General features: G+C 65.9%; 30 protein-coding genes and 1 other RNA gene. 17 read left to right on the plus strand and 14 right to left on the minus strand.

The window, feature by feature from the left end; all coding sequences use genetic code 11:
* Positions 1-42 precede the first annotated feature (42 nt).
* The 3 genes from NP4_RS01685 to NP4_RS01695 all read left to right on the plus strand — a co-directional run bounded on the left by NP4_RS01685 (position 43) and on the right by NP4_RS01695 (position 2,113).
* Complete coding sequence (locus NP4_RS01685; RefSeq protein ID WP_067990745.1) at positions 43-276, plus strand: WLR motif membrane protein; 234 nt, start codon at positions 43-45, stop codon at positions 274-276.
* Between the two features lie 312 nt (positions 277-588).
* A complete protein-coding gene (locus tag NP4_RS01690) occupies positions 589-1,236 on the plus strand; it encodes a slipin family protein (protein WP_067990747.1) in 648 nt (215 codons plus the stop codon).
* Between the two features lie 115 nt (positions 1,237-1,351).
* On the plus strand, positions 1,352-2,113 hold the full coding sequence (locus NP4_RS01695; RefSeq protein ID WP_147287816.1) for a hypothetical protein: 762 nt from the start codon (positions 1,352-1,354) through the stop codon (positions 2,111-2,113).
* A 2-nt stretch (positions 2,114-2,115) separates the two neighbouring features.
* Here NP4_RS01695 and NP4_RS01700 read toward each other — a convergent pair whose 3' ends face one another.
* Positions 2,116-2,988: an SDR family oxidoreductase gene (locus NP4_RS01700; RefSeq protein WP_067991918.1), complete on the minus strand. Its 873-nt coding sequence runs from the start codon at positions 2,986-2,988 to the stop codon at positions 2,116-2,118.
* 87 nt (positions 2,989-3,075) lie between these two features.
* Here NP4_RS01700 and NP4_RS01705 point away from each other — a divergent pair, with 87 nt between their 5' ends.
* The 6 genes from NP4_RS01705 to NP4_RS39535 all read left to right on the plus strand — a co-directional run bounded on the left by NP4_RS01705 (position 3,076) and on the right by NP4_RS39535 (position 7,146).
* Positions 3,076-3,642 carry a TetR family transcriptional regulator gene (locus NP4_RS01705; protein ID WP_067990756.1) on the plus strand — a complete coding sequence of 189 codons (567 nt, stop codon included), beginning with the start codon at positions 3,076-3,078 and terminating at the stop codon, positions 3,640-3,642.
* Between the two features lie 59 nt (positions 3,643-3,701).
* On the plus strand, positions 3,702-4,175 hold the full coding sequence (gene smpB / locus NP4_RS01710; protein ID WP_062506489.1) for an SsrA-binding protein SmpB: 474 nt from the start codon (positions 3,702-3,704) through the stop codon (positions 4,173-4,175).
* A complete protein-coding gene (locus NP4_RS01715; RefSeq protein ID WP_174556085.1) occupies positions 4,172-5,035 on the plus strand; it encodes an EamA family transporter in 864 nt (287 codons plus the stop codon). The genes smpB and NP4_RS01715 overlap by 4 nt, the downstream gene beginning before the upstream one ends.
* Positions 5,036-5,174: 139 nt before the next feature.
* Positions 5,175-5,544, plus strand: a transfer-messenger RNA (tmRNA) gene (gene ssrA, locus NP4_RS01720).
* A 388-nt stretch (positions 5,545-5,932) separates the two neighbouring features.
* A complete protein-coding gene (locus NP4_RS40580; RefSeq protein ID WP_147287817.1) occupies positions 5,933-6,562 on the plus strand; it encodes a DUF5343 domain-containing protein in 630 nt (209 codons plus the stop codon).
* A gap of 317 nt (positions 6,563-6,879) precedes the next feature.
* On the plus strand, positions 6,880-7,146 hold the full coding sequence (locus tag NP4_RS39535) for a hypothetical protein (RefSeq protein ID WP_484193546.1): 267 nt from the start codon (positions 6,880-6,882) through the stop codon (positions 7,144-7,146).
* A gap of 77 nt (positions 7,147-7,223) precedes the next feature.
* Here NP4_RS39535 and NP4_RS01725 read toward each other — a convergent pair whose 3' ends face one another.
* The 4 genes from NP4_RS01725 to NP4_RS01735 all read right to left on the minus strand — a co-directional run bounded on the left by NP4_RS01725 (position 7,224) and on the right by NP4_RS01735 (position 9,115).
* Positions 7,224-7,565, minus strand: a complete 342-nt coding sequence (locus NP4_RS01725; protein WP_067990758.1) for a helix-turn-helix domain-containing protein — start codon at positions 7,563-7,565, stop codon at positions 7,224-7,226.
* A complete protein-coding gene (locus NP4_RS01730) occupies positions 7,562-7,945 on the minus strand; it encodes a type II toxin-antitoxin system RelE/ParE family toxin (protein WP_067990761.1) in 384 nt (127 codons plus the stop codon). The genes NP4_RS01725 and NP4_RS01730 overlap by 4 nt, the downstream gene beginning before the upstream one ends.
* Before the next feature lie 107 nt (positions 7,946-8,052).
* Complete coding sequence (locus NP4_RS43250; protein WP_373863804.1) at positions 8,053-8,475, minus strand: helix-turn-helix domain-containing protein; 423 nt, start codon at positions 8,473-8,475, stop codon at positions 8,053-8,055.
* A complete protein-coding gene (locus NP4_RS01735; protein ID WP_067990764.1) occupies positions 8,414-9,115 on the minus strand; it encodes a hypothetical protein in 702 nt (233 codons plus the stop codon). The genes NP4_RS43250 and NP4_RS01735 overlap by 62 nt, the downstream gene beginning before the upstream one ends.
* A gap of 206 nt (positions 9,116-9,321) precedes the next feature.
* Between NP4_RS01735 and NP4_RS40585 the strand changes: the two genes are divergently transcribed.
* Entirely contained in the window at positions 9,322-9,477 is a 156-nt protein-coding gene (locus NP4_RS40585; RefSeq protein WP_156524873.1) for a hypothetical protein, read from the plus strand.
* Between the two features lie 84 nt (positions 9,478-9,561).
* Here NP4_RS40585 and NP4_RS01740 read toward each other — a convergent pair whose 3' ends face one another.
* Together NP4_RS01740 and NP4_RS01745 are read right to left on the minus strand one after the other, a co-directional pair.
* Positions 9,562-10,251, minus strand: a complete 690-nt coding sequence (locus tag NP4_RS01740) for a DUF899 domain-containing protein (RefSeq protein WP_067990767.1) — start codon at positions 10,249-10,251, stop codon at positions 9,562-9,564.
* A gap of 126 nt (positions 10,252-10,377) precedes the next feature.
* On the minus strand, positions 10,378-10,680 hold the full coding sequence (locus tag NP4_RS01745) for a hypothetical protein (RefSeq protein ID WP_067990770.1): 303 nt from the start codon (positions 10,678-10,680) through the stop codon (positions 10,378-10,380).
* A gap of 366 nt (positions 10,681-11,046) precedes the next feature.
* On the opposite strand from NP4_RS01745, the gene NP4_RS01750 reads away from it, so the two are divergent.
* Together NP4_RS01750 and NP4_RS01755 are read left to right on the plus strand one after the other, a co-directional pair.
* A complete protein-coding gene (locus NP4_RS01750) occupies positions 11,047-11,262 on the plus strand; it encodes a hypothetical protein (protein WP_067990773.1) in 216 nt (71 codons plus the stop codon).
* Between the two features lie 152 nt (positions 11,263-11,414).
* A complete protein-coding gene (locus tag NP4_RS01755) occupies positions 11,415-12,086 on the plus strand; it encodes a hypothetical protein (RefSeq protein WP_147287819.1) in 672 nt (223 codons plus the stop codon).
* A gap of 6 nt (positions 12,087-12,092) precedes the next feature.
* On the opposite strand, the gene NP4_RS01760 is transcribed toward NP4_RS01755, so the two are convergent.
* Complete coding sequence (locus NP4_RS01760) at positions 12,093-13,718, minus strand: putative glycoside hydrolase (protein ID WP_245996908.1); 1,626 nt, start codon at positions 13,716-13,718, stop codon at positions 12,093-12,095.
* 384 nt (positions 13,719-14,102) lie between these two features.
* On the opposite strand from NP4_RS01760, the gene NP4_RS01765 reads away from it, so the two are divergent.
* Positions 14,103-16,355 carry a glycoside hydrolase family 31 protein gene (locus NP4_RS01765; RefSeq protein ID WP_114755447.1) on the plus strand — a complete coding sequence of 751 codons (2,253 nt, stop codon included), beginning with the start codon at positions 14,103-14,105 and terminating at the stop codon, positions 16,353-16,355.
* A 54-nt stretch (positions 16,356-16,409) separates the two neighbouring features.
* Here NP4_RS01765 and NP4_RS01770 read toward each other — a convergent pair whose 3' ends face one another.
* From NP4_RS01770 to NP4_RS01785, 4 genes are all read right to left on the minus strand, one after another.
* On the minus strand, positions 16,410-17,171 hold the full coding sequence (locus NP4_RS01770) for a 3-hydroxyacyl-CoA dehydrogenase (RefSeq protein ID WP_067990781.1): 762 nt from the start codon (positions 17,169-17,171) through the stop codon (positions 16,410-16,412).
* A gap of 242 nt (positions 17,172-17,413) precedes the next feature.
* A complete protein-coding gene (locus NP4_RS01775) occupies positions 17,414-17,845 on the minus strand; it encodes a type II toxin-antitoxin system Rv0910 family toxin (RefSeq protein WP_067990784.1) in 432 nt (143 codons plus the stop codon).
* A gap of 22 nt (positions 17,846-17,867) precedes the next feature.
* Positions 17,868-18,776: a serine hydrolase gene (locus NP4_RS01780; protein WP_147287820.1), complete on the minus strand. Its 909-nt coding sequence runs from the start codon at positions 18,774-18,776 to the stop codon at positions 17,868-17,870.
* 68 nt (positions 18,777-18,844) lie between these two features.
* Positions 18,845-20,206 carry an MFS transporter gene (locus tag NP4_RS01785; protein WP_067990787.1) on the minus strand — a complete coding sequence of 454 codons (1,362 nt, stop codon included), beginning with the start codon at positions 20,204-20,206 and terminating at the stop codon, positions 18,845-18,847.
* 37 nt (positions 20,207-20,243) lie between these two features.
* Here NP4_RS01785 and NP4_RS01790 point away from each other — a divergent pair, with 37 nt between their 5' ends.
* The 3 genes from NP4_RS01790 to NP4_RS01800 all read left to right on the plus strand — a co-directional run bounded on the left by NP4_RS01790 (position 20,244) and on the right by NP4_RS01800 (position 23,090).
* Positions 20,244-20,903: an ABC transporter ATP-binding protein gene (locus NP4_RS01790; RefSeq protein WP_245996909.1), complete on the plus strand. Its 660-nt coding sequence runs from the start codon at positions 20,244-20,246 to the stop codon at positions 20,901-20,903.
* Complete coding sequence (locus NP4_RS01795) at positions 20,900-21,676, plus strand: ABC transporter permease (protein WP_082875442.1); 777 nt, start codon at positions 20,900-20,902, stop codon at positions 21,674-21,676. Before NP4_RS01790 ends, NP4_RS01795 begins: the two co-directional genes overlap by 4 nt.
* 73 nt (positions 21,677-21,749) lie before the next feature.
* Entirely contained in the window at positions 21,750-23,090 is a 1,341-nt protein-coding gene (locus NP4_RS01800; protein WP_169813636.1) for a GDSL-type esterase/lipase family protein, read from the plus strand.
* Between the two features lie 15 nt (positions 23,091-23,105).
* Here the strand turns inward: NP4_RS01800 and NP4_RS01805 are convergent, their stop codons facing one another.
* Entirely contained in the window at positions 23,106-23,540 is a 435-nt protein-coding gene (locus NP4_RS01805; RefSeq protein WP_067990793.1) for a DoxX family protein, read from the minus strand.
* Between the two features lie 95 nt (positions 23,541-23,635).
* Here NP4_RS01805 and NP4_RS01810 point away from each other — a divergent pair, with 95 nt between their 5' ends.
* On the plus strand, positions 23,636-24,217 hold the full coding sequence (locus tag NP4_RS01810; RefSeq protein WP_067990796.1) for a TetR/AcrR family transcriptional regulator: 582 nt from the start codon (positions 23,636-23,638) through the stop codon (positions 24,215-24,217).
* Here the strand turns inward: NP4_RS01810 and NP4_RS01815 are convergent.
* The gene (locus NP4_RS01815; RefSeq protein WP_067990799.1) at positions 24,208-25,110 is read right to left on the minus strand and encodes an alpha/beta hydrolase family protein; all 903 of its coding nucleotides are present in this window, start codon (positions 25,108-25,110) and stop codon (positions 24,208-24,210) included. The two genes, NP4_RS01810 and NP4_RS01815, sit on opposite strands and share 10 nt — an antisense overlap.
* Positions 25,111-25,177 lie beyond the last annotated feature (67 nt).

The raw sequence follows: 25,177 nt of genomic DNA on the forward strand, positions 1-25,177 counted from the left end.
ATTCCGCACGCTCGCACCCCGGTCCGGATAGCGTGGGCCGCCATGCACGAACACCGCGGCGACGATCGCAGCAACGATCAGACCTCCGGCTCCGACTCCGGCGATGCCCCGGATTTCGTGCGCGCCCGGGGTCGGCGGACCGAGGGCATGGTCGATTCGGGCTGGCTGCGGCCGCACACCCGACCCGCGCGCGGCCGCCCGCGGGCATCCACGGTCATCCTGTTGCTGATCTTCATCTCCGCGCTGGCGCTCTATCTCGAGGTGCGGCCCGGCTGAGCGTCAGCCGCGGAAAATGGCTCGCGCGGACGACCGTGTGCGCTCTACCGTTGTTCTCGGTCGTCTCGTAGGGCGCACCGGAATCTCCGGCCCGCGTTCCCACGTCAGGGGCGGCCACGCCATTCGGGTTGGCGCAGACCTTTTACGTCTGTCGAGGTTCGATTCCTTGTCCGGTGCGCCCTGTTCCGGTCGTCAGCGGTGTCGCGGCTCTGCGGGCTCCCCGCCTCGTGCGGGGGACGCCCCCGCCGCTTCGTCGTGATCGGAGCAGGGCGTATCCGTGCCGAATTCAATTGTGGGGGAAGGAGTTCCACTATGCACGTAACAGTCATGGACTGGCAGCGCACGTTGCGGTATCGCGACGGCAAGCTCGACACGGTGCTCGAGCCGGGCCGTCACCGCTACGACCAGCGCCGCGACACGCTGGTCACGGTCGATATGCGCCCGCGCCAGACCCAGGTGACCGGCCAGGAACTCCTCACCCGCGACGGCCTCTCGCTGCGGGTCAGCTTCATCGCGTCCTGGGTGGTCACCGATCCGGTGGCCTTCACCGTCGGTGCGCAGTACCCGGAGACCGTGCTGTACGCGGCCGTGCAGGAGGCCGCGCGCGACAAGGTCGCGGCGCACACCCTCGACGAGCTCGTCGCCGATCGGTCGCTGCTGTCGGGCGCCGACGAGGTGGCAATCGCCATCGGCGATCTCGGCATTCAGGTATCGAGCGTGCGCGCCCGCGACCTGATGCTGCCGGGCGAACTGCGCCGCGCGGCACTCGAGACCGTGCTGGCCAAGGAGCGCGGCCGCGCCGACCTCGAGCGTGCCCGCGCCGAGGCGGCGGCCCTGCGCTCGCTGGCCAACACCGCCCGCCTGCTCGAGGAGAACCCGACCCTGCTGCGCCTGCGCACCCTGCAGGTCGCGGCAATGCCGGGCACCCAGGTCGTCCTGGACCCGCGCGAGCGCGCATGAGATCCGCCCTGCGGTCCGAACGACCGCAGGGCGGTCTGCCGCCGATTTATCGTGCGGCAGGCCGCAATTCCCTGCCGCGAGCCATCCACCGACTGGCCGGGATCGAATAACGGTGGTGATTATTCGGACTTGTGGACGCCGCTTCTTCTCGACCGGCGCGATCGTGCTGGCGGCCGCAGGCATCGTCTTCCTCGCTGATCCATTGCCTGCCCAGGCCGGACCGGTCTCGGTGCGTGCCGAAGCGGTACAGCGCGGCGAAAGCTCCCTGGCGGGAGCCGGATTGACTCTCGACCTGGACAGCGCCCTCGATCTCGCCGCCGGCGGCGTGACCGTGACGGCGGTGAGTGCGGCGAGGAAGGTCGACGGGGGCATCAACCTGAAGGTCGATTCGGCCAGCAAGCTCACCTACGCGGAGAAGATCACCGGCGGAAAGGTCTTGCTGCAGGGCGGAATTCAATTGTCCAAGGACAGCAAGAAGGTCGTCGTCTCGAAGGTTTCCGTCGATATTCGGACCGGTTCGGTCACCGCGACGGTCGGCGGCCGCGCCGGTACGCGAATCGGGTCGGTGGTCGAGCCCGGCAGCGCCGAGGTCGTCAAAAACAAAGGGACGAACACGGTTACGCTGAAACTCGCCGAACAGGGCATCAGGCTTGCCGCGGACTTCTCGAAAGCCCTCGACGCGGCCCTCGGCACGGCACTCGCCGACCAGGTCGACGCGGATACCGCGATCGAGGCGCGCTTGGATGTGGACGTCGACCTGGCGGATGGAGACAAACCGAACGCCGCTTTGATCAGCGCACTGGGCCTGGACTTCGATGCCGACGGCGGCTCTGCCGCTCTGCGGGATGCCGATGTCGCCGTGGATATTTCGCTGTAGGGCTAGTTCTCGAAGTAATCGCCGTGCTCGAGATCCTCGATCAGGCCGGGTCCGGTCGGCTCCCAGCCCAGGATCTCGCGGGTGGTGGCGGAGGAGGTCGCGGCGTCGATCGAGAAGAACGGACCGATCCAGCCGAAGTGGTCCAGCGCCCTTTCGGGTTCGATGGCGGCGGTGGGGACGTTCAGGCGGCGGCCGATGACCTCGGCGATCGTGCGGGTGGGAATGCCCTCATCGGCGGTCGCGGGCAATATCGTTGCACCGGGGGCCTTTTCGAGGGCCAGACGGAACAGGCGGGCGGCGTCTGTGCGGTGCACAGCGGGCCAGCGATTGGCGCCGTCGCCGACATAGCCGGAAACGCCTGTGTCACGGGCGATCTGAATCAGTCGCGGGACGAAACCGGTATCGGAGACGTCGTGCACCGACGGCGGCAGACCCACCACCGAGGATCGGACCCCGCGGGCCGCGGCCGCCACCGCCGCCCGCGCACCGGCCGCGCGCGGACCGGCGGCTCCTCCAGCCTCGAGACCCTCGCGCAGGACGAGTACGCCGGAGGCGATGACCAGCGGACGCTCGGAACCCTCCAACGCCTCGGCCATCGCCTCGATGGCCCGCGCATCGGTGGCCGCCGCCCGCGCGAAGTTGGCGAAGTCGTGGACGAATGCCAGGTGAATAACGCCGTCGGCGGCCGCCGCGGCGGTTCCCAGGTCGTCCGGATCGTCGAGGGATCCGCGATGGACCTCGGCCCCGGCGGCCAGCAGCGCCCGCGCCGAGGCGTCCGAGCGGGCGAGGCCGACGACCTCGTGACCGGCCTGGAGAAGTTCGGGAACAACGGCGGACCCGATGAAACCGCTTGCGCCGGTGACGAATACGCGCATGATGAACACCTTTCAGGAATGCGATGTCAGTAACTGACATAAGCATAGCGCCGATGTCAGTCACTGTCATCCCATATCATCGGTGCCATGAGTCGATGGGAGCCCAATTCGCGTGAGCGGCTGGAGACGGCCGCGCTCGAGCTGTATCGCGAACGCGGCTTCGATCGGACGACCGTCGCGGAGATCGCCGAACGCGCCGGGCTGACCGAACGCACCTTCTTCCGTCAGTACGCCGATAAGCGCGAGGTGCTGTTCGGAGGCCAGGATCTGCTGCGCGAGATCATGACGAAGGCCATCGCCGAAACTCCCGCATCCGTCGCGGCCGTCGACGTCGCGGCCGTGGCCGTGCTGGCGGTCGCGGCGGTCATGCAGGACCGGCGTGATCAAGCCCGGCGACGCCGCGAGATCATCGTCGCCAATCCCGCCCTGCGGGAGCGTGAGCTGAGCAAGCTCGCTACGCTCGGTGCGGCCGTGGCCGAGGCCCTGCGGGCCCGCGGAGTCGCCGAACCCGCGGCGAGTCTGATCGCCGAGGCCGGGATCGCGGTGTTCAAGGTGTCCTTCGAGCGCTGGCTCGACGATCCGAACGATCGCGAGTTCGCCGACCATGTGCGCGAGGCGTTCGGCGTGCTGAAGGCCGCGGCCGCGGGCGCCTGATCAGCCCACGGCGAACGCGCGGAATATTCGATTGCCCGCGGCAATTATTGTTGACCGTTATGAAGGAGAAAGGGCGCAAGGTCATCGCCACCAATCGCAAGGCGCGGCACAACTACACGATCCTGGAGACGTTCGAGGCCGGGGTCGCGCTGGTCGGTACCGAGGTCAAGAGCCTGCGTGAGGGTAAGGCGTCACTGGTCGATGCCTTCGCCACGATCGACGACGGCGAGGTGTGGCTGCGCGGGCTGCACATCCCGGAATACGGGCACGGCAGCTGGACCAATCACTCACCGCGACGCACTCGCAAACTGCTGCTGCATCGCCGCGAGATCGACAAGCTGACCGGTAAGACCAAGGAGTCCTCGCAGACCCTGGTGCCGCTGTCGATGTACTTCTCCGACGGCAAGGTCAAGGTCGAACTCGCGCTGGCCAAGGGTAAGCAGGACTACGACAAGCGCCACGATCTGGCTCGTCGCACCGCGGAGCGGGAGGTGACGCGCGAGCTCGGCCGTCGGGTCAAGGGCATGAGGTGACCGCGGTCCTGCTGGCATTGCTCGCCGCGGTCGGCTACGGGGTGAGCGATTTCGTCGGTGGGGTCGCCTCGCGCCGGGTCGCCGCCCTGCGCATCGTCATCGTCTCCTATCCGCTGTCGGTGCTGCTGATGCTCGCGATCGCGCCGCTGGTCGACGCGCGGCTGGATACGGCCGCGCTGGCCTGGGGCGCGGCGGCGGGTGTGGCGAGCGGGCTCGCGGTGTGGTGGTTCTACGCCGCACTGGCCAGTGGGCCCATGGCCGTCGTCTCGCCGCTGACCGCGGTGCTGGTGGCCGGGGTGCCCGTGGTGATCGGACTGCTGTCGGGGGAGCGGGCCGATCCGCCCGCCTACGTCGGCATCGGCTGCGCGGTCGTGGCCGTGGCGCTGGTCAGCAAGGAATCGCCCGACGATGTGACCGAGGAGATCACCGGCGGTCGGGAGTTGCGCTTCGACCGGCGGGTGGCGCTGCTGACCGTGGGTTCAGGTATCGCGTTCGGCTTCGCGTTCGTCTTCCTGCACGAGTCCGCGGGTCCGGCCGGACTCTGGCCGCTGGTGTCCTCCCGCGTCGCGGCGACGCTCGTGGTGTGGACCGCGGCTGTGGCGACCGGCCATTTCCAGGCCCCGACCGGGAAACCACTGCGGCTGGCGGCCTATGTGAGCGTGCTGGACGTGATCGCCAACGTCGCGATGCTGTACGCCTTCCACGGCTCGCTGCTGTCGCTGGTCAGCGTGATCGGCTCGCTGTATCCGGCCGCGACGGTGCTGTTGGCGATGGTGTTGCTGGGGGAGCGGGTAGGCCCCCTGCAACAGATCGGAATGGTCCTGGCCCTGGGGTCGGTCGCACTTATCGCCACGGCCTGAAACCCGCTGCGCCCGAATGGTTATGGCAGCGCGCCCCGCGCCGCGCCCGGACGCCCCGCGGAATGAACGCTCAACCGAAGCTGTTACAATGAATAGCCCGGTTCACCAGCCGGGCGTCATCTGGATCGATGACACAGACGGGGCTGAACGGTTTCGACTGCGTACGTAGATTCAGGGGAAGCGTGTCGGTGCAGGCAAGAGACCACCGTAAGCGTCGCTGCAACCTAATAAGCGCCGAGACTTCTCAGCGCGAGTACGCTCTCGCTGCCTAAGCAGTAGAGCGTCTCTGTCAGCCCGGGTCCGCCCTCGACCCGGTCCCTGGCATCGACTAGAGGGCTAACCGTCCGACTCGGTCGCGGAGCCGGACGGAACATCAAACAGCGACTGGGATCGTCATCTCGGCTTGTTCGCGTGACCGAGAGATCCAAGCAGAGACACAGCGAACTGCACACGGAGAAGCCCTGGTGACACGGCGGAGGACCCGGGTTCGATTCCCGGCAGCTCCACTGAGAAGGCCCGGTCCAGCAGGACCGGGCCTTCGTCGTGCGGCCCACTTGGGCAGCAATCTCATTCAAGCCACATCAGTGGGCGGCCAGACGGTCCAGCTCCCTTGAGTCAACTCAAGTCAGAGTCCGGGTTTCCGTCCAGTGCTTGTGACTTATTTGCTTTCGTGGGCCTGGCGTGACTGCCGACCAGGCTTGCGTTTCTACTTCGGTGTCGCCGGAGTCGAACGTATTGGCGAATTTCCCTGATATGTGAGTCCGCTCAGACGTGGCGCGGAATAATCAATGCATCCACCATCGCGCGGTCGCACTGGCTGTAACGAACCTACGTTGGGGCGCGACATTGGTTTTACGTCTGCCGTCGGGGTGCTTCTAGCCTTCGAAAGGGGTCTTCATGCTTACGGGACGATACCTTGTGTCGACGAAAAATCTAAGCGCGGTTCTGAATAAAATTATCGAAGGTGTAGCGCCTGCCAAGTTCAATGCAGAGCATCTCAAGAAAATTGGATTTGCGAGTAGTAGTGATCGCGGAATTATACCACTTTTGAAGGATCTTGGTTTCTTGTCCTCCGACGGAACACCCCTCCAACGTTATCATGAGTATAGAGATCGCTCTCGCTCGCGCGCTGTTATGGCCGAAGCGTTACGCAATGCATACGAAGACGTATTCCACATTCGGGAGATTCCGACATCGGCTGATAGGCCTGCCATTGAGGGACTTTTCAAATCCAAATTAAATTCAACTACCAAAGTTGCGAAGCTTCAGGCGATGACCTTTTTTGCACTTCTTGATAATGCCGATCTCAAGGCGGAGAGTGTAAATCGCGCTGTTCCGGCCAGCCTGCAGAGGACTCCCCCTGAGAACGTGGTAGACGCGGAGTCCGAAAACGGTCCAGAACCCGTGACTAGATCGACTCTCAGTACTGAACTGCACTACACAATTCAAGTCCATCTTCCGGCCACGAAAGACATCGAAGTATTCAACGCGATATTTCGTTCGCTTAGAGAGAATCTGCTGTCATGATTTCAGCTGACAGCCTTCGTGACTGGCTATTTAGAAGTCTCATGTTCGAGGCCGAGGCGGAGGTATTCCGACGAGCTGGCGTAAGAGTGGGTGTGGATAGTCGGAGCGCGGAATCTAACCTTCTCGACGAGTCGCTAGCCCCGTTTACGCTAGCCATTAGAAATGATGCACTGCGTATGGCGCGTCTCTATGCGATAATATACTGTTTCGAAAATTCTGTTCGGGATTTGATTCGTGCCAGGATGTCAGAAAAGGACGTCAACTGGTGGTCCAACTCGTCAGTGCCAGCAAGAATACGCGCCTCTGCGGAATCTAGAATGAAAGATGCCGACGATAACTCTTGGTTGGAGGGTGTAAACCGGGACATATTAGGATTCGTGGATTTTGGCGGGCTTTGCGCAATTATAACAAATAACTGGAGCGATTTTGAAGATCTAATACCTTCCCAGCACTGGCTAAATCAAAGGTTTGATGAGCTTGAGCGTGCCAGGAACTTTATCGCCCACAATCGAATGCTGTCATCGCTGGAATTTTCTCGTTTGGAAATGTATGTAGGTGATTGGAATCGGCAGGTCGGCCTGTAACTGGCTCGATTAACATGGCCTGGAGTCGGCTCGGCTGTTCAGCGCAAGCGCAGGTAACTGAGCGTGCCAGTCGAACTTTACGCAGCGTCGGTGTGGTGGCTGGTGAAGTTGACTCGGGTGTCGTCGGCGTCGAGGGTGATGTTGAGGGTGGCGTCGAGCGCATCGGCGAGTTTGGCGAGTAGGGGGAGGGTTGGCACGGTGTCGGAACCTTCGATGCGCGAGATTTTGGCTTGGGTCAAGCCGGCACGTTCGGCGAGGTCGGCCTGGGTGAGGCCGAGTTCGGTCCGGCGGTCGTAGACGGCTTTGGCCAGTGCCATGGAGAGCCGGATTTCTCGGCGGGCCTCGGCGACATCGTCGGGTTCGGTGTAACTTTCGGCGATTTTGCGTTCCCGTAGGGTTTTCCAGCGTGCGTGGCTCATCGGTCCAGTTCTCCCTTCTCGATTGTGCGGATGAATTCCTGATGGGCGGGCTCGTGTTCGGCTTGGCAGGTCTGTTGTGCGAGTTTCGCGCGTTTGACCTCGGCGTCTTCTCGCATTCGAGTCTTGCGGAACACCGTCAGCAGGACGGCTCGTCGTCCAGGTGCGAGCCAGTAGGTGATGCGGATGGCAGCGCCATCCAGTGTTGGGCGCAGTTCGCGGACCCCGTCGCCAAGATATCGGGCGTAGGGTTCGCCCAGCGACTCTGCCTGTGCGGCGAGCAGGCCGACATATTCGTCGATCTTGAGGAAGTGTCTGGCCGGCAGCGCTTCCAGCCAGTCCCGCACCTCGGGCTCGATCTCGATGGCGAACAGTTCGCTCACGCCACTGACAGTATATGTCGTCGATGACATACAGCAAGAGGGTGGTTAGGTTGGTGTTCGACGCCAGTCGTCCACCTGCCGGATCGTGGTTGCGGGAATCCGTACCCTCATCGGTACTGCCCGCCCCTCGGTCGAATCGTCACTCCGGCCTCCCGCAATGCCTTGGCCACAGTTCGCTTGGCCATGTGGTGCTCGACCCTCAGCTGGGCAATGGAAGCACCCGCCTCGTACTTGGCTGCGATCGCCGCAGTCTCTTCTGGAGTCAGTTGCTTCTTCCGGCTGCTTCTTCCGGCCGCCAGACGTGCCTCTGTTGGATCGTGTTGACCGATGTGGTCCGCTTTCCTCGATACGTTGTCGCAGTTCAGCGAAGTTTTCGAGCAGATCGGTCCGGTTCGAGTAAGTTCCTGCCATGTCCACTGGAAGCGGGCCCGGCGGAAGCCGGGCCCGCTTCTGTTTTCCGGCTCGGCGCTATTCCGGATATGCCACGTGCCAGGACGTATTCGCTCTCGCTTCCGCGACCGCCGCCGTATGGAGTCCGAGCAATTGTGTCCAACCCGCTTCGTCCAGGCGCAGTTCGTAGCCGAAGTTCACGAGGTTGTGCAAGGAGGGAATGGCTCTGCCGCACAGCCAGTCGGAGAGGTTCCTGCGCGTTGTCTCGCAGATGAACCAGTCTGCGACCGCGCCGACTTCGGCGGCGAGGCCGCGCATTTCGGCCGCCAGTGCCGCGCGTGCGCGATAGCCCGGCCGAGCGGGAAGCGACCAGCGGCGGCGGGCGACCTCGTCGGTGGCCGCTCTCTCGTTGTCGCCCAGGATTACTCGGGCGATATCCAATGCCGTTGGTGCGGCCGGTGGCTCGTGGTCGGCCGAATCGTCCACCGCCGTTTCGGCGAGGCCACGTTCCTCGTGAACGCCCGCGCTCCACAGCCGCAGGGCCGTCTTGGCCGCGGCCTCGCCGCCGACGACCTTCGCGAGATTGGCGGCCATGGCGCGGCTGGGCATTCGCGGACCGGTCAAGGCCTTGTAGACAGCCTGGTGTGAGTAGTCGAGTAGTCGGCCGAGCTGCGGAGTCGAGAGGTCGCCGTTGTCGACGACCAGGCCCTGCATGTACACGAAGAAGCTGTGCCGGGCACCCGGCGGGACGCTCGGGGGCTTGAGCGGCTTCTTGGCCATCGATGCAACCTTCCGTGCTCGAACTGCGGGTCATCCGCACTTCAACCTGACTGACTCCGGACTCGACCTGATCTTCTCCAGCGGGGTCGAAGTGCTTGTCCTCGAGCAATCCAGACTGCGACCCTTGCTTTCGGCGGTAAGTTTAGACATCAAGTCTGAATAGAGCCAGTAAACAAACCAGAAGTATGTTTTGGAAGGATGGGCTCATGCGTAGCGGGCGGTGGCAGGATCTTGTGGCCTTCGCTCTGGTTCTGGCCACGGTGGTCCTGCTGGTCGTGCTCGGCCGTGCGGAAGGGGCGGTGCTGCTTGCGGCGAGCCAGTTCGTAGCGGCAGGCTATCTGCTGTGGGGGAGACGGCGGTGACTGTCGAATCGGCTGGGATTCAATAGTTTTCGTGGCTGAGGCCCGGCCTTGGCGAGCCGGGCCTCAGCTGTTTCGGGAAAGCGTTCACACCCCCGGCTCGCCGTACGCGGCGGCGATATCCTCCGACCCGCTCCACCGGCTGTACGTAGGCGACTGTGGCCACCCCTCCGGCGAATCCTGCCAAACCTCCTGTCGCCCATAAGGCAACAGATCGATCAGCGCGAAGGTGTGAGTAAGTTGTTCCGTCCCCCGCCCATTGGTATGCCAGGTGCGGTAGACCTTTTCGCCGTCGCGTAGGAACACATTCACCGCGAAGCCGCCGTTGGGTGGGGCGTCCACGTCGGCGCCGAACGGGCTGTTGGCCGTGGAGTACCAGGGCATTTTGTTGCCTACTCGGCGTTTGTAGGCGAGGGCCTCGTCGATGGGCCCCTGGGTGACTATGACGAAGCGGGCGTCGTAGTTGTTGAGGAAGTCCAGGCGGGTGAATTGGGCGGTGAAGCCGGTGCAGCCGCCGCATTGCCACTTTTCGTCGGGGAACCACATGTGGTTGTAGACGATCAGCTGGGGGCGGTTGTCGAAGATGTCCACCAGGCGGATGGGGCCTTCTTCGCCCTCCAGGGTGTAGTCGGGGAGTTCGACCATCGGCAGGCGGCGGCGCTGGGCGGCTATCGCGTCGAGTTCTCGGGTCGCGGCCTTTTCTCGGGCGCGCAGGGCGTCGAGTTCGCGTCGCCAGGTTTCGGTGTCGACGATGGGTGGCAGTGCGTTGGTGCTCATGGGGTCCTCCCTGGCCGGGTCGCAGTATGCGGGCTGTAGGTGTAGACCCGGTGTGGCCGTCGAACTCATCGGTCGCCGTCGCGGTTGTGCGAACTGGCTACCGCGGCCCGTCGGGGAGGCTGTGGCTCAGAAGAAATAGGCCGACATCGACGAGCTGCCGGTGCCGTAGCCCAGGCTCACCAGCCAGGCGCGGAAGGCGATGACAGCGTTGCCGACCGGGCCGGGGTCGCTGCAGGAGCCGCCGACCGAGGAGAAGGTGCAGCCATCGTTGGCCACGGGGACCGGATCGGTTTCGCTGGTCAGGGGCAGGCCGGTGTCGGCCGCTGCCGTGGCGGTGGGGCCCGCCAGCACACCCAGGGCGATCGCGCCGCCGAGGGTGAGAGCGCTGATACCGCGTTTCCATTGCATAGTGCGCTGCGAGGTCCACATAACAGCAAAACTACCGCAGCTCTCGCCGAAAGCCATTGGCTCGCTGTGCCCTTGGTTCCGAGGGCAGGATGCCGGTCGTGCGCGTCATACTCGCGAACGGGGAAGCGGATCCGCTCGTGCGGGGACCTCGTGCACGATTGGCGGTACCCGCTGCCGGACCCGGCCAATTCGATCCCGCTCTGGGGTCTGCTGACCGCGTCGGTGCGCGCGGTTGTGGTGCTGCCTGACCAACTACCCCGCTGTGCCGACTCCCCGGACCCGCGGATGGAGTCATTACTGTGCGAAACGTGTTCGGATACAGCGATTCTCGATGCTGCGGCCCGGCGGTGACAAGCCCCCTTGCGGGCACGTCGGTGTGAATCGGGCATGACGGGTTATGACCTGAACATGTTCGCTATCGCTGCCGCAGTACTGTTCGTCATCGCCCTGTTGCTGGACCTCGCCGACAAGGGGGTGACGTATGGGGTTTCGGCGCTCGTGATCGCCGGGCTGCTGGGACTGGCTTTGCATCAAGCCGGGTTCAGTGATCGAGTTCAGCGGGGGCAGTGGCGAACTCGAGGTCGGTGGAGCCGGCGGCGATAGCGCTGAAGATCTTTCCGTTCGGACCCATCCTCCGAGCCGGTTGGAACGAAGACCTGTAGACACGCGAGCCGCCTGTCCTTCGCGAACAGGTGGCCGAATTGGGGTGAGTGTCGTCGGAATTCCATTCGGAAGGGTTGACGGGAGGAGATCGGATGATGGGCGGGAAAATCGGTCGGTTTGTTCTTGCGGCGGCTTCGGTGGGATGTGCCGTCGTAATGCTCGGGCCCGGGGCCAGTGCAGCGAACGAGCCCTCGAAAGAGGACCCTTCCAGCTTCGCCGGATCGGTGGAGAAGAAGTTCGCCGAGAGCAACACGGATCACAACGGCGACCTGCGAGAAGCGCTCTGCGCGAAGAAACCCGAATTCTCGGACCACGGTATCGGGCAGTGGTGGAAGATCTATGGCTGGGAACCCGTGCGGTACAAGGACGACATCCTGCCGTACCGGGAAGCGATACCGGTCGTGTTCACCGGTGACAACGAGCCGCCCATGGGCGGCAGTGCGGGTGAGACACAGCGGTTCTACGTGCGAACGCTGTGTGATAAGCCGTCGGTGCAGCGGGATTGGGTCGCCGCGCTGAAGGACGAGAAGGAGAAGCGCGCCGCGACCTTCAAACCGGGCTGCGATACCGAGGAGGGCATCCTCCACTACCTGCGCGCGAAACTCGAAGCACAGGTCGAGCTCCTCTTCTCCGAGAAGAGGATGACGGAGGAAAAAGCCATGGAGATCATCGGCGATACGGCTTTCAACGACTGGAAGGACCAGTCCGGCGACAAAAAGCCGAATTTCACCGAACCGACCTGCACGGCGGCGAGTTCGGAATAGGCCCGGTCAGTTCTGCCCCAACGCATCCCCGTGATAGCTCACCACCGGACTCCACAAAAAGTACCCATCGATTCCCGAGGCGTGTGTCGCATCGATCTGCGCCCGTACCTCCGCATCACCGTAGGCAACCCCGAGGCTGAAATCCTGTAGCCACGGCAGGACGATCGCGCTGGAACCCGCTGTGCGGGCACGGAAGTCCTGTAGGGAACGCAATACGATGTCATAGGGCTGGGCGTTCGGGTCGGGGACGTTGTACTCGCCGGGGTTCCAGTGCGAGGGGTACAACATGGGCGCGATGTAGTCGACGTAGCGCGACATCAGCGAGATGTCCTGGGCGATCTCGTCGGGTCTGTTGACGGCGATGCCGAAGACCGCGGCACTGAGGTGCGCGCCCGCCTCGTGCACCGGATCGCGGCTCTGGCGCAGGAAATCGGCCACCGAGACATTCGGGTGATCGGTCAGGCCGGGGAAGACCATGCCCGACAGCGGCCCGTCGGGGCGGCGGACATAGTCGTACATGACGCCGTCGAAGCCGAGTCGGGCCGCCTCGGTCGCCAGGGCGATGTTGTAGTCGCGGATCGCGGGGTGGGCGAAGTTGGTGAAGGCGATCGCGCCGTACTTGCTCGAGTAGGGCTGGCCGGAGGGATTCTGGACCACCCAGTCCTGGTGTCCGGCATGCCAAGCCCATTCGGCGACGGCCGGATCGCGGAAGGCCACGATTCGGCCCACCACGCGCAGGCCCATATCGTGCAGCTGACGCAGCACGGCCGCGGGGTCGTAGAGCTTTTCCACGGCCCCGGCCTCGTGCGCGAGGGCGACCCGGGTGTCGTAGCCGACCAGACCGTCCTCGTCCTTGATATCGAGTTGCACGGTGTTGATGCGGCCCTGCCGGGCCAGCTCCAGCACGCCCTCGCGCATCGGGTCGTAGGTCCAGGCGTGCGCGGTGACGTGCACGGCCTTCATATGCCCCAGATCCAAGCCGTTCTCGATCTTGCGGGCGGTCCGATTGCCCGCCGCGTCCACCGCGACCACATCGCCCGCGACCAGGGCGTGCGGCAGCGTGATCTCGAAGCGCCCGTCGGCGTCGGGAGTCGCCGAACGCTCGCCGATCGAGACGCGGTCGGCGCCGATTGCCTTGCCGCGCACGGTCATCGGCTGGCGGAAGGTGGCCGGGGCGTCGGACGGGGTGAGTTCGAGTTCCGGGGGCGTCGTGTCGACGGTGAAGTTCGCGAAGGCGCCCGGGCCGGTGCGCAGGAAGCCCAGTGGTCCGCCCGGGGGGATCTCGGCGGCGAAGGTGTGGGGGCCGTCGCCGAGCCGCTCGGGGTGGTAGATCACGGTGTCGCCGTCGATCCGGCCGTCCACCGATGTGCCGTCGAGCTTCAGTCGCACGGCGTGCGGATCGTGGCCGCGGGCGTCGACCCGCAGTTCCAGGGTGGGCAGTGTGGCCGCGCCGACACGTTCACCGGGAAGGCCCCGCAGCGCCAGGCCCGTGGGTGTGCCGCGCCCGGCGCCGACGACCATCGTCCCGAGGAGCACGATCAGGACCCCGCCGACCGCGATGAGCGCCATTTGCCGCCGACTGAGCGATCGCATCCGCACGAGCAACGTCCACACCCGCCTTCCCTGGTCCACTGTCCGATTGTTTGTCCACTATGTCCGGTCCAGGGATGAAGTCGGCTCATTTCCGATCTTCGGCCGCAAGTACGGCGCGCCGCCGCAAGGTGTCGGGCTGACCTGGGCACTTCGCCGCGCCAGTGGTGACCGCGCGTCGGTGGTGTCCGGGCGAGGAGTGGCCCGGCGACGGGATACGGGGTGGAGGATGTCGGCCGAGGCCGCGCCTGGCGAGTGCCCCTGACTCCGGCCCCAGGACCGGGTCCGAACGGCACGCATAGGGGTTCTCCGTGAATTAGCGGTGAAAATTACTGTAGCCCAACTTGTTTCGCCCGTGGCTGCCGTAGCTGAGCCGTTATACAGAAGGTGCTTCCGATGCTCGTTCGCGCGTGAAAGGTGGCTCGTATGCGCAGAGTCGCGCACATGGCCCTGGGATTGCTGGTTCTCGCCGGCATCCTGGTCGGCCTCCCTACTGCCCAGGCCGAGGCCGGTGACGGCCGTCTCGGCGATTTGACCGGCATATCCGATGACGGACCCGCCGCGGTATTGCGCGCCGGTGCGGCCGCGGTCCGGATCCTCGCCCCGAACCCGGAGGCCGTGCGGGTGCAACTCGCGCCCGATGGGAAATTCACCGATCCGGCGGCGGGCAAGATCATGCTGCCCACCACGACGCCGCCGGCCGCGCTGAAGCGCGCCGACAAGGGTGACTACTGGTCGCTGTCGACCGGCAAACTCACCCTGCGCGCCTACAAACATCCGCTGCGCTTCGCACTGTTCGATGCCGCCGACGCCCGCCAGATCTGGTCCGAGGCCCAGCCGCTGTCATGGGCCAAGGACGGCACCACCCAGACCCTCGCGCGCAATGGCGACGAGCAGTTCTTCGGGGCCGGTGAGCAGAACGGGCGTTTCAGCCATCGCGACAAGACCGTGCGCGTCTTCGCCGACGACAACTGGAACGACGGTGGCGCGCCCAACTCGCAGCCGTTCTATCTGTCCAGCAAAGGCTATGGCGTACTGCGCAATACGTTCGCACCCGGTGAGTACGCCTTCACCGATCCGGTGCGCACCAAGCACAACGAGCAGCGTTTCGACGCGGTCTATATGGTCGGCGACGGCCTGAAGGGCGTGATCTCCGCCTACACGGGCCTGGTCGGTCGGCCGTTCCTGCCGCCGATCTACGGCCTGGAGATGGGCGATTCGGATTGCTACCTGCACAACGCCAATCGCGGTGAACGGCACTCCCTCGACGCGGTCGGGATCGCCGATCAGTACGTGAAGAACAAGATGCCCAACGGCTGGATGCTGGTCAACGACGGTTACGGCTGCGGCTACGAGAATTTGCCGCAGGTCGGCGAGGGCCTGCGCAAGGACCATATGCAGTTGGGTCTGTGGACCGAGAACGGCCTGCCCAATCAGGCCGAGGAGGTCAAGGCCGGTGTGCGGGTGCGCAAACTCGACGTGGCGTGGGTCGGTCCGGGTTACGAATTCGCCCTGGACGGTTGCGATGCCGCCCACCGCGGCATCGAGCAGAACAGCGACGCCCGCGGCTTCGTGTGGACCCCGGTGAGCTGGGCCGGCGCGCAGCGGTGCGCGGTGATGTGGAGCGGCGACCAGTCCGGCTCCTACGACTACATTCGCTGGCAGATCCCCACCTACGCGGGTTCGACCATGTCCGGAATCGCCTACAACACAGGCGATGTCGACGGCATCTTCAAGGGCAGCCCGCAGACCTACACGCGCGATCTGCAGTGGAAGGCGATGCTGCCCACGATCATGTCGATGGACGGCTGGGCGCCGAAGGACAAGCAGCCCTGGCGATACGGCGAGCCCTACACCACCATCAACCGAAAGTACCTGGAGCTCAAGGAGAAACTGCTGCCCTACACCTACAGCTATTCGGTGGAGGCGAATCGCACCGGCGTGGGCCAGATTCGGCCGCTGGTGCTGGAGTATCCGAACGATCCGAACACCTGGGGCGACAAGGCGCGCTACGAATTCCTGTCCGGCAAGGACTTTCTCGTCGCTCCGGTCTATGACAATTCCGAGGTCCGCAACGGCATCTACCTGCCGGAGGGAACCTGGGTCGACTACTGGTCCGGCAAGACCTACACCGGGCCGACGACCGTCGACGGGTACAAGGCCCCGCTGGACACCCTGCCGCTGTTCGTCCGCGCGGGCGCGGTGGTGCCGATGTGGCCGGACGGCACCACCTCCTGGCAGACCCGCGACAAGAACGTGCTGAATCTGGACCTCTACCCCAAGGGCGAGGGCGGTTTCACCCTGACCGAGGACGACGGGGTGACCCGCGCGTATCAGCAGGGCAAGCAGGCATCGCAGCAGTTCCGGGTGCGCGCGCCGCAGTCGGGGAAGGGCGATGTGGAGGTGACCATCGGCGCGAGTGTCGGTGACTACGAGGGCAAACCGCAGTGGCGCGGCTACGACCTCAGCGTGCACACGAGCTCACGCCCGGAGTCCGTGGTCACCGGTTTCGGACCGCTGACCGCGCGCGGCGACCGCGCCGATTTCGATCGCTCCGCCGACGGGTGGTGGTACGACCCGAACGATCGCGGCGGCGTGGTGCACATCAAGACCGATCGGGTGTTGAACAACGCGACGCTGATGGTGCGCCTGACGGGCACGACCGTAATCGGCAAGTGACACAGGGTGATGGCCGCTCGGATTCACCGGGCGGCCGTCGCCGTGGTCGCGAATTCAGCGGGGCGCCATGCGAATCGCGCCGTCGAGGCGGATGGTTTCGCCGTTGAGCATCGGGTTCTCGACGATATGCCGGGCGAGAGCGGCGTATTCGGCCGGATCGCCGAGTCGTGAGGGGTGCGGCACCTGGGCCCCGAGCGAGGCGATGGCCTCATCGGGCAGCGTGGCGAACAGCGGGGTGTGGAACAGGCCGGGGGCGATGGTGACCACGCGGATCTTCAGGCTCGCCAGATCGCGGGCGATGGGCAGGGTCATGCCGACGATACCGCCCTTGGACGCGGAGTAGGCGGCCTGGCCGACCTGCCCGTCGAATGCCGCGACCGAGGCGGTGTTGATGATGACGCCGCGCTCCTCGCCCGTCGGCTCGGTGGCCGAGATGCGTTCGGCCGCAAGGCGGATCACGTTGAAGGTGCCGATCAGATTGACATTGATGATCTTGGTGAAATCGGGCAGCGGGAACGCGCCCTTCTTGCTCACCGTCTTGATCGCGTTGCCGATGCCCGCGCAGTTCACCGCGATGCGCAGCGCGCCGAGGCTCGCGGCGGTGTCGAGGGCGGCGACGACCTGCTCCTCGCTGGTGACATCGGTCGGGGCGAAGACCGCGTTCTCGCCGAGTTCCTTGGCGATGGCCTCGCCGTTGGAGGACGGCAGGTCGAGGATGACCACCTTCGCGCCCTGGCCGTGCAGTTCCCGTACGGTCGCCAGCCCGAGTCCGGAGGCGCCGCCCGTCACCACGGCAACGGCGTTGTTGATCTGCATATGCTGTCCCTTCTTGCGCTGCGTCGGGTCGACGTTAGCGGCTGCGGCGGCGCTAAGTAAATAGCGATTCGCCTCAGAAGGGGCGACGGATGCCATGGTGTGAGCGGCATGGAACAGGCGATTGCGCAGGTGAATGCTGGAGCGATGCCCGGGGACGGCTGTGTGGAAGTTCTACACGGTTCGCTGATTGTTCGCAGCGAACATATTAGAACGTGTTACATTCTACGACAGTCGCGCCGGGATCAGGAATACAGTTCGACGAAGCGATCCAGCGAACGGTTGATATCGCCCTTCAGCGCGTGCGCGACCGTCGCGCCGATGGGGCCGAACAGCGGCCGTCCGCCGAGATCGATGTCCACGGTCACCTTCGAACCGTCGCCCTGCGGCGCTACCAGCAGTTGCAGCCCGAATTTGGTGCCGCCCTTACCCTTGCCGCTGAGCACCAGCCGCCGCGGGGCCTCGGCGGTGTCCACGGTCCAGCGGACGCGGTTGCGCAGGCCCTTCACCGCGGCGATGCCGACCAATTCGGTTCCCGGCGTGAGATCTTCGGGCACTTCGCCGCGCCAGGCCTCGTGCATGACGAGCCACTGGTCGAGTTCGCGCAGATTCGACGCATGCGACCAGGCCTGCTCGGGTGAGATGGGGACATCGACGGAGACCTTCAGTTTTGCCACGCCTGCATGCTAGCGGCGCGGCTCACAATCCGGCCGTGGCGCGTAACACAGCCACCCCCGCGGTCAGGGCCGCCCCGCCCGCGGCCCAGCTGATGTCGGCGGGCTGGTTGGTCAGGACCACCACCGCGTAGCGCAGCGGTTCGGCGGCCGTGCCGACCAGGCCGGTGGTATTGAGCGTGGTCGACGAGTCCAGCGACATCCAGCCGGGTTTGACGGCCCAGTCCGCGCCGGGCAGCGCGGCCGGAATGCCGAAGTACTCGTCGGTCCCGTCGGCCGCGATCTCGCTGACCGAGCCGAGCGCGCCGAGCACGAGATCACGTTCGGGCTGCGGGGCCGTCGTGGTGAGGTAGTGGTAGATGGTGACGACATCGCGTGGAGTGGTGCGGGTTTCGCCCCACTGGGCCGGATCGTCGGGCGGCCGGGTGCCCGGCAGCCCGATCAGCGCGGTCATCCGATAGACGATCTCGTCCCCGCCGTCGGCGTCCCAGAGCGTATCGGCGATGGAATCGTCACTGGCGGAGAGCATTTGCCGAATTCGATCGGCCAGGGCCGGATCGGGCCGCCCGCCCTGGCTCTCGGCCGCATCGATCGCGATGAGCAGTTTGACCACCGAGGCGGTGTAGAACTGCGAATCGGCGTCGAAGGAGGCTAGCTCGGTTCCGGTGGCGGTGTCGACGACCTCGATACCCGGATCCGTTCCGGGCGAGGCGGCTTCGATGGCCGCCCGCATCTGCTGGCCCAGTGCGATCGGCGAGAGCCCTTGCGGCTCCGCCGCTTTCAAGGTCGGCTCCACCTCGGTGACGCTGGGCGCGGCCACCGGCGGCCGCGCGTGGGCGATCCCGGTGACGAAGTATCCCGAAACCCCCACCGCCACCGCGCACCCCGCCGCCACGGCCCCCCACACCCGCCGACCACACGCAATCGAACTCATCCTTAATAGAGACCGCTCGAGCCTGTGAATATCTCGAGTCCACCTTGGTAGGTCCCTGTCGGTTGGAATCAGGCCGTGGCGGGCCAGTGCCGATGGTGGGTGTCGATCACGTAGGGGTGGGCGTGGCGGTAACCGCCGGGAATCGGGATGGCGTCGCGGACGTGGGTATGGTCGACCGAGGCGTGGTGGGTGTGTTCGAGGACCGCGGGATCGGAATGCGGCCACGAGCGCAGGGCGGCGGCGAATCCGACGAGGGCGAGCAAGGCCAGGGTCAGCCAGGCGGGGGTGAAAGTCGTTGTGGTGGTGAGCCATCCGGCTATCGGGTAGGCGAGCAGCCAGCAGGCGTGTGAGAGGGAGAACTGGGCGGCGAAGACGGTGGGGCGGTCGGAGTCCCGGGCGGAGCGGCGCAGGACTCGACCGATGGGGGTGAGGACCAGGGCGGTGGCCGCGCCGATCGATGCCCAGATGGTCAGGGTGGCGGGCCAGGACGCGAGGCGGATCAGTTCGGTGGCCGTGGCGGCCGCCAGGGTGGTGACGAGCAGTCCGCCGCCGAGGAGCATGATCGGCCGTTCGCCGGTTCGATCGAGCAGCCGGGGGAGCAGCATCGCGATGAGCATGGTGCCGAAGCCGTTGGCCGCCAACAGGATCGCGACCTGGGATTGAGTTCCGTCCAGGCGGTCGCGCACGTAGTTGACCGTATCGACCATGACGATCGAACCGGTCGCGGCCACCACCAGATTCAATCCCATGACCCCGCGCAGTCGCGGGGTGGCGGTGAAGATCCGAATCCCCGCGAGGGTGCGATCGCGGGCGCTGCGGCGAATGCTGCGGGCGGCGTCGGGAATTCGCGTGGTCAGCACGAGGCTCGCCGAGGCGAGGAAACCCGCGCAGGTGCCGACGAACAGCCAGTGGAAGGAGATCACCGACAGCAGCGCCGCCGCGAGCACCGGACTGAGCAGGGTTTCCATCGTCGCCGCGAGTTGCGTCGCCGACAGCGCCCGTGTGTAATCCCGTTCGTCGGGCAGGATGTCGGGCAGCACGGCCTGGAAGGTCGGCGTGAACGCGGCCGACGCCGACTGCAGGATCGCGATCAAAACGTAGATCTGCCAAGTCCGATCGACGAACGGCAGCGCGAGCACCACCGCGGCCCGCAGCACATCCAGCGTCACCAACGACAGTCGCCGCGGCAGCCGGTCGGCATGTCCGGCCGCGAGCGGGGCGACGGTGATGTAGGCGAGCATCTTGATGGTCAGCGCGGTACCCAGCACCGCACCCGCGTCGGCCCCGGCCAGCTGATAGGCCAGCAGTCCCAGTGCGACCGTGGCGAGTCCGGTGCCGAACAGCGCCGACAGCTGTGCGGTGAACAGATGTCGATAGTCCCGATGGCCGAAAAGCGACACCGCAACTCCTTTCTGGTCCTGCGCGTCCATGATGCGCCGCCGCCTGATGTGCGGCAGGGTGGGGGCCGTGCACAGCATCGTTCTGGAGCGGGTCGGGGTGAGCCACAAGTCGGTCCCGGTGTTCGCCGAGGTCGACGCGACCGTGCCGGGCGGCAGATGTACCGCCGTCGTCGGGCCGAGCGGCGTCGGCAAGACCACGCTGCTGCGCCTGCTGAACCGGCTCGACGAACCGACCAGCGGCCGAATCCTGCTCGACGACATACCGATCACCGAGATCGATGTCCTGGCCCTGCGCCGCCGCATCGGCCTGGTGCCCCAGCACGCGGTGCTGCTGACCGATCTTGTCAACGACGAGGTGCGCGTGGGCCGCCCCGAACTGGCCGACGCGCGGATCGCCGAGCTGCTGACCCGGGTCGGCCTGCCCGAGGCCTTCGCCCACCGGCGCTGCGCCGAACTGTCCGGCGGTGAGGCCCAACGGGTTTGCCTGGCCCGGGAATTGGCGGTCGAGCCGGAGGTGCTGATCCTCGACGAGCCGACCTCGGCGCTGGACGAGGCGGCGGCCGCGGTGATCGCGGAGCTGATCCGCTCGCACTGCCGCGCGGGCGGTGCGGCGATCCTGGTCAGCCACGACAGCGGCTTCGTGGGCACGGTGGCCGACGACATCTGGATGCTCGAGGGCGGCCGCCTCACGCCGCTGGAAGCACTGGACGAACGGAATTCGCAGTGACACAGGAACTGTCGGTGCCCGACTGGGCGGGAGTGGCGGCGTCGCTGGTCCTGGTCGCGCTCGCCGCGGCCATCGCCTACTACCAGCGCCTGCGGCTGACCCGGGAACTGGTGATCGCGGCCGTCCGGGCGGGCGTGCAGCTGATCGCGGTGGGCGCGATTCTGCTGATTCTGTTCCGGCACACCGGATTACCGGGCGCACTCGGGTGGGTGGCGTTGATGATCGTCATCGCCGGACAGGTCGCCGGTCGGCGGGGAGCCGGACTGCCGCATGCGATCCGGGCCGCGACGATCGGCATCGCCTTCGGCTCGGCGCTCACCCTCGGCGTACTGATCGCGCTGGGCATCATCTCCACGCAGGCGCGGGTCGTGGTCCCAGTCGGCGGCATGGTCGTCTCCGGGGCCATGCAGGCGACGGGTGTGGCGCTGCGCCGGGTGCACGAGGACGCGCGGCAGGCGCGGCCCGCCGTCGAGGCGCGGCTGTGCCTCGGATTGTCCGCGCGCGAGGCGTTCCTGCCGTTCCGTCGTTCCGCGCTGCGCACCGCGCTGGCGCCGACGATCGATGCGACGAAGGTGGTCGGGCTGATCACGCTGCCCGGCGCGATGACGGGTCTCATTCTGGCGGGCGTCGATCCCATGACGGCCATTCGCTATCAGATCGTGGTGATGTACATGCAACTCGCGGCGGCCGCCCTGGCGGCATTGATCGCCGCGCGGGTTGCCGAACGATATCTTTTCGACCCCGCGCAAAGATTGGTGCCGTTGCCCGTATAGCGGTCGATCCGGCCCTGCTACCGTTCTGCAGTCGCTTAAATCCGAGTAGTTCGTGAATGAAAGGATTGTGATGATGCGGACCGTTCTGCTGCTCGCCGCCGGATTGGCCTGCGCGATGATCACGGTGCCTCCGGCCGCCGCGGAATCCGACCTGGTGGCGGACCCGGTGACCTGCTCGTCGCCCGGTTGGGTCGGCTCGTGGTCCGCGCCGCCGGGCGGTGCGCAGCGCTTCATCCAAATCGACGCCCACCACCCCGCGATCGTCGCCGACAGTTATCCGCTGACCGTCCCGCGGGTAATCGCCGACGAGACATTGCGAATGATCGCGGTGCCGCAGATTGCGGGTTCTGCGGTACGAATTCATTTGAGCAATCGGTACGGCGCGGTTCCGGTTACTTTTCGCGAAGTCCATATCGGACGTCAACTGGTCGGGGCCGAATTGGCGCCGGGTTCGAATACGCCGCTGACATTTTCGGGCGCGGGTGAGGTGACCGTCGCGCCGGGGAGCGATGTCGTCAGCGATCCGGCGGCGTTGCCGGTGGAGCCGTTCGACCATCTGGCCGTGAGCTTCCACGTGCCCAACGCACCCGATCCCGAGCCGACCTATCACTGGCAGACCAACCACACCTCGTATCTGTCCCCGGCCTTCAGCGGTGATCACGCGGCGGAGGAGTCGGCCGTCGGATTTCCCGAGCAGACCAATTCGGTGTACTACCTCGACGGTGTCGACGTGTACGCCCCGGCCGGAACCTCCGCGGTGGCCGTGCTCGGCGATTCGTTCACCAACAGCCCCGCGACCACCTTCGACACCGACAGCCGGTGGCCGGATTTCCTGAGCCGCAGGCTGCGAGCGGATGGGAGCGGATTGTCGGTGGTCAACGCGGCGCTCAGCTTCAATCTGACCGGCGTGGGCCATCCGAATCTCGTCGGCCCCGATCTGGTGAGTATCGGCGGACCGAGCGGACTGTACCGATTCGACAGCGATATCGCCCCGGTCGCGGGGGTGCGCGCGGTGATCCTCATGCTCGGCATGAACGATCTGGCCTTCGGTACCTCGCCCGGCGATGTCATCGCGGCCTATCAGCTGATCATCGACAAGGCGCATCGCAGCGGGCTGAAGATCATCGGCGCGACCCTCACCCCCAGCGCGGATCCGCTGTTTCCGGCCACCATGTACGGATTGCCCGGAGTCATGGCCAATCGTCATCAGGTCAACGACTTCATCCGCCACAGTGGGCAATTCGACGCGGTCTTCGATTTCGACGCCGCGGTCGCCGATCCGGCGCGCCCGGATCACTGGTTGCCGGGACTGTCGCCCACCAACGACAATGTGCACCCCAGCGATCTGGGCTCGCAGCGGGAGGCCGAATCCATCGATATGCCTGTGCTGCTGAGTCTGGCCGCCTGCGGGTAGTCCCGGCATCCCTGGTCAGAGGGCTGCCAGGACGCAGGCGCCGATGAACAGCACCTGCACGACGCTTCGCGCGGGCAGCGGCATGGTCTTGACGCCGATACCGGCCCGGGCGGCCCGGACATTGGCGGGGAACATGACGACCATCAGCACGGCCAGGCAGATCGCCGCCACCGGGGCCACCGGCGGGATCAAAAGCCCTACGGCCCCGGCTGTTTCGAGGACGCCGGTCAGGGTGACCAGCGCTGCGGGGGAGGGCAGTCGCGGCGGCACCATGGCGATGAGACCGTCGCGCCGCGGCGGCAGGAAGTGGGCGGACGCGGTGAGGGCGAACATGGCCGCCAGCCCGATCCGGGCGGCGTGCGGCCACGAGTCGAGCCAGTCGACGAGATCGACCAGTCCGATGACGCGGGCCAGCGCGGTGACGACGAGGAGAACGATGAGCGGTGCCATGCGGGGCTCCTGGGAAAGAACGAATCTTGACAGTGACTAGATTAGGGACGGCCTGCGAACTTGTCAATGTCTAGATACTGGGAGACCATCGAGGGGTGACCAAGAGCGCTTATCACCATGGCGATCTGCGGGCGACGCTGCTGCGCGCGGCGGCCGACCAGATCGCCGCCGAGGGAGTGGATGCGGTCTCGCTGCGGGCGCTGGCCCAGCGGGCGGGGGTCTCGCATGCCGCGCCCGCCCATCACTTCGGCAATCGACAGGGTCTGCTCACGGCGCTGGCCGTCGAGGGATTCGAACTATTGGAGGCCGAAATGCGTTCGGCGACCGGAGGTTTCCGAGAGGTGGCCCTCGCCTATATTCGGTTCGCGCGGACCAAGCCGGGCCACTTCGACGTCATGTACCGTCATGATCTGCTGCGCTCGGACGACGAGCGGCTGATCGAGGCGCGGGAGCGGGCCGCGCGGCCGTTGCGCTTCGGGGTGGCCGGACTCGGTGTGGCCCAACAGGATCGGCCCGCGGTCGAATTGGCGGCCTGGTCGCTGGTGCACGGCTTCTCCGCGCTGTGGCGCGAGGGCGCGCTGGCGAATTCGGCCCTGGGCGGCGACGATCCGGAACTGCTGGCGCGGCGCATGGTCGCGGCCGTCGAATTCGTCGGCGCGAGTGACGATCAGCGGTAGAGCAGCGCGGTCACCGGTGGCCGCAGTTCCTCGGAGACCGGTGTGCGCGGGCCCCAGAAGTTCAGATGATTGGCCGAGTGACGCAGCGCCGTGAGGCCCGGAACGATCTCGCGCACACCGTATTTGTCGTGCGGGAAGTTCTGCAGGAAGGCGACCAGCGTGGCCGCGGTGACCGCGACCTTGTGGATCATTCGCAGCGGATCCTCGCCGAGTTCGATGATCGCGTCGCGCAGCTTACCGCGCAGCAGGCTGTCGGTGAGGCTGGCGATCATGGTGAACGGATCGACCACCGACAGATCCATGGCCAACGTATAGCCCAGCTGCAGATAGGTGTCCGCCAGATCGGCGTCGGCGTAGATATCGCCGGGCAGACAGTAGTCGAACCAGTCGATACTGCCGGTTCGCCGAATCGGATCGCCGGAAATACCCTGTCCGGCAAGCTGATTGCCCTGCGGGAAGGTATGGCCGCGCGCCCGGTGCGGCGAGGCGACGGCATGCAGCCAATGGCAGTCGCGCATCCGGTGGCGCAGTGAGCCCGACACCAGCTCCCGGCCCACCAGCGAGGCGATCGCGGCGCCCTGGCTGTAGCCGAGAATGCCGAAACTGCCCTCGTGCGCGCGGATCAGCCTGCCCAGTTCGGCGATGCCCATATCCCGCGAGGTGCGATAGGACGGATGTCCGAGGGCGTCCAGCACGCTCTCCCCGCCGCCCGGGATCGGACCGAAACTCGCCGGATAGTTCACATAGACCACATCGAAGACCGAGCGGTCGAGCAGATCGGTGACGCCGGTGAGCATGCCGATCTCCGACCCCGGCTCGATGCGCCCGAGGCGCTCGGCGGCCGCCACGGCCTCCCAGGTGCCCGGAATGCAGAAGAGTTTGTGTTGAGCCACGGTTCGAGCGTGCGCCGCGACGCCGCCGAGATCGCGAGTAGTGCGGTACTCGATTCCGGAATGCGTC

Origin of the sequence: Nocardia pseudobrasiliensis NBRC 108224, from assembly GCF_001613105.1 — a bacterium.
Lineage (GTDB): Bacteria > Actinomycetota > Actinomycetes > Mycobacteriales > Mycobacteriaceae > Nocardia > Nocardia pseudobrasiliensis.

What these genes read in the sequence shown, in the direction of transcription:
- NP4_RS01700 (WP_067991918.1), bottom strand. Translation starts at nt 2,988, where the DNA reads ATGCGCGTATTCGTCACCGGCGCAAGCGGTTTCATCGGGTCCGCCGTT.
- NP4_RS01765 (WP_114755447.1), top strand. Translation starts at nt 14,103, where the DNA reads ATGCGCAGAGTCGCGCACATGGCCCTGGGATTGCTGGTTCTCGCCGGC.
- NP4_RS01770 (WP_067990781.1), bottom strand. Translation starts at nt 17,171, where the DNA reads ATGCAGATCAACAACGCCGTTGCCGTGGTGACGGGCGGCGCCTCCGGA.
- NP4_RS01800 (WP_169813636.1), top strand. Translation starts at nt 21,750, where the DNA reads ATGCGGACCGTTCTGCTGCTCGCCGCCGGATTGGCCTGCGCGATGATC.
- NP4_RS01785 (WP_067990787.1), bottom strand. Translation starts at nt 20,206, where the DNA reads ATGGACGCGCAGGACCAGAAAGGAGTTGCGGTGTCGCTTTTCGGCCAT.
- NP4_RS01780 (WP_147287820.1), bottom strand. Translation starts at nt 18,776, where the DNA reads ATGAGTTCGATTGCGTGTGGTCGGCGGGTGTGGGGGGCCGTGGCGGCG.
- NP4_RS01740 (WP_067990767.1), bottom strand. Translation starts at nt 10,251, where the DNA reads ATGAGCACCAACGCACTGCCACCCATCGTCGACACCGAAACCTGGCGA.
- NP4_RS01745 (WP_067990770.1), bottom strand. Translation starts at nt 10,680, where the DNA reads ATGTGGACCTCGCAGCGCACTATGCAATGGAAACGCGGTATCAGCGCT.
- NP4_RS01805 (WP_067990793.1), bottom strand. Translation starts at nt 23,540, where the DNA reads ATGGCACCGCTCATCGTTCTCCTCGTCGTCACCGCGCTGGCCCGCGTC.
- NP4_RS01725 (WP_067990758.1), bottom strand. Translation starts at nt 7,565, where the DNA reads ATGAGCCACGCACGCTGGAAAACCCTACGGGAACGCAAAATCGCCGAA.
- NP4_RS01685 (WP_067990745.1), top strand. Translation starts at nt 43, where the DNA reads ATGCACGAACACCGCGGCGACGATCGCAGCAACGATCAGACCTCCGGC.
- smpB (WP_062506489.1), top strand. Translation starts at nt 3,702, where the DNA reads ATGAAGGAGAAAGGGCGCAAGGTCATCGCCACCAATCGCAAGGCGCGG.
- NP4_RS01690 (WP_067990747.1), top strand. Translation starts at nt 589, where the DNA reads ATGCACGTAACAGTCATGGACTGGCAGCGCACGTTGCGGTATCGCGAC.
- NP4_RS01735 (WP_067990764.1), bottom strand. Translation starts at nt 9,115, where the DNA reads ATGGCCAAGAAGCCGCTCAAGCCCCCGAGCGTCCCGCCGGGTGCCCGG.
- NP4_RS01705 (WP_067990756.1), top strand. Translation starts at nt 3,076, where the DNA reads ATGAGTCGATGGGAGCCCAATTCGCGTGAGCGGCTGGAGACGGCCGCG.
- NP4_RS39535 (WP_484193546.1), top strand. Translation starts at nt 6,880, where the DNA reads ATGAAAGATGCCGACGATAACTCTTGGTTGGAGGGTGTAAACCGGGAC.
- NP4_RS01755 (WP_147287819.1), top strand. Translation starts at nt 11,415, where the DNA reads ATGATGGGCGGGAAAATCGGTCGGTTTGTTCTTGCGGCGGCTTCGGTG.
- NP4_RS40585 (WP_156524873.1), top strand. Translation starts at nt 9,322, where the DNA reads ATGCGTAGCGGGCGGTGGCAGGATCTTGTGGCCTTCGCTCTGGTTCTG.
- NP4_RS01750 (WP_067990773.1), top strand. Translation starts at nt 11,047, where the DNA reads ATGACGGGTTATGACCTGAACATGTTCGCTATCGCTGCCGCAGTACTG.
- NP4_RS40580 (WP_147287817.1), top strand. Translation starts at nt 5,933, where the DNA reads ATGCTTACGGGACGATACCTTGTGTCGACGAAAAATCTAAGCGCGGTT.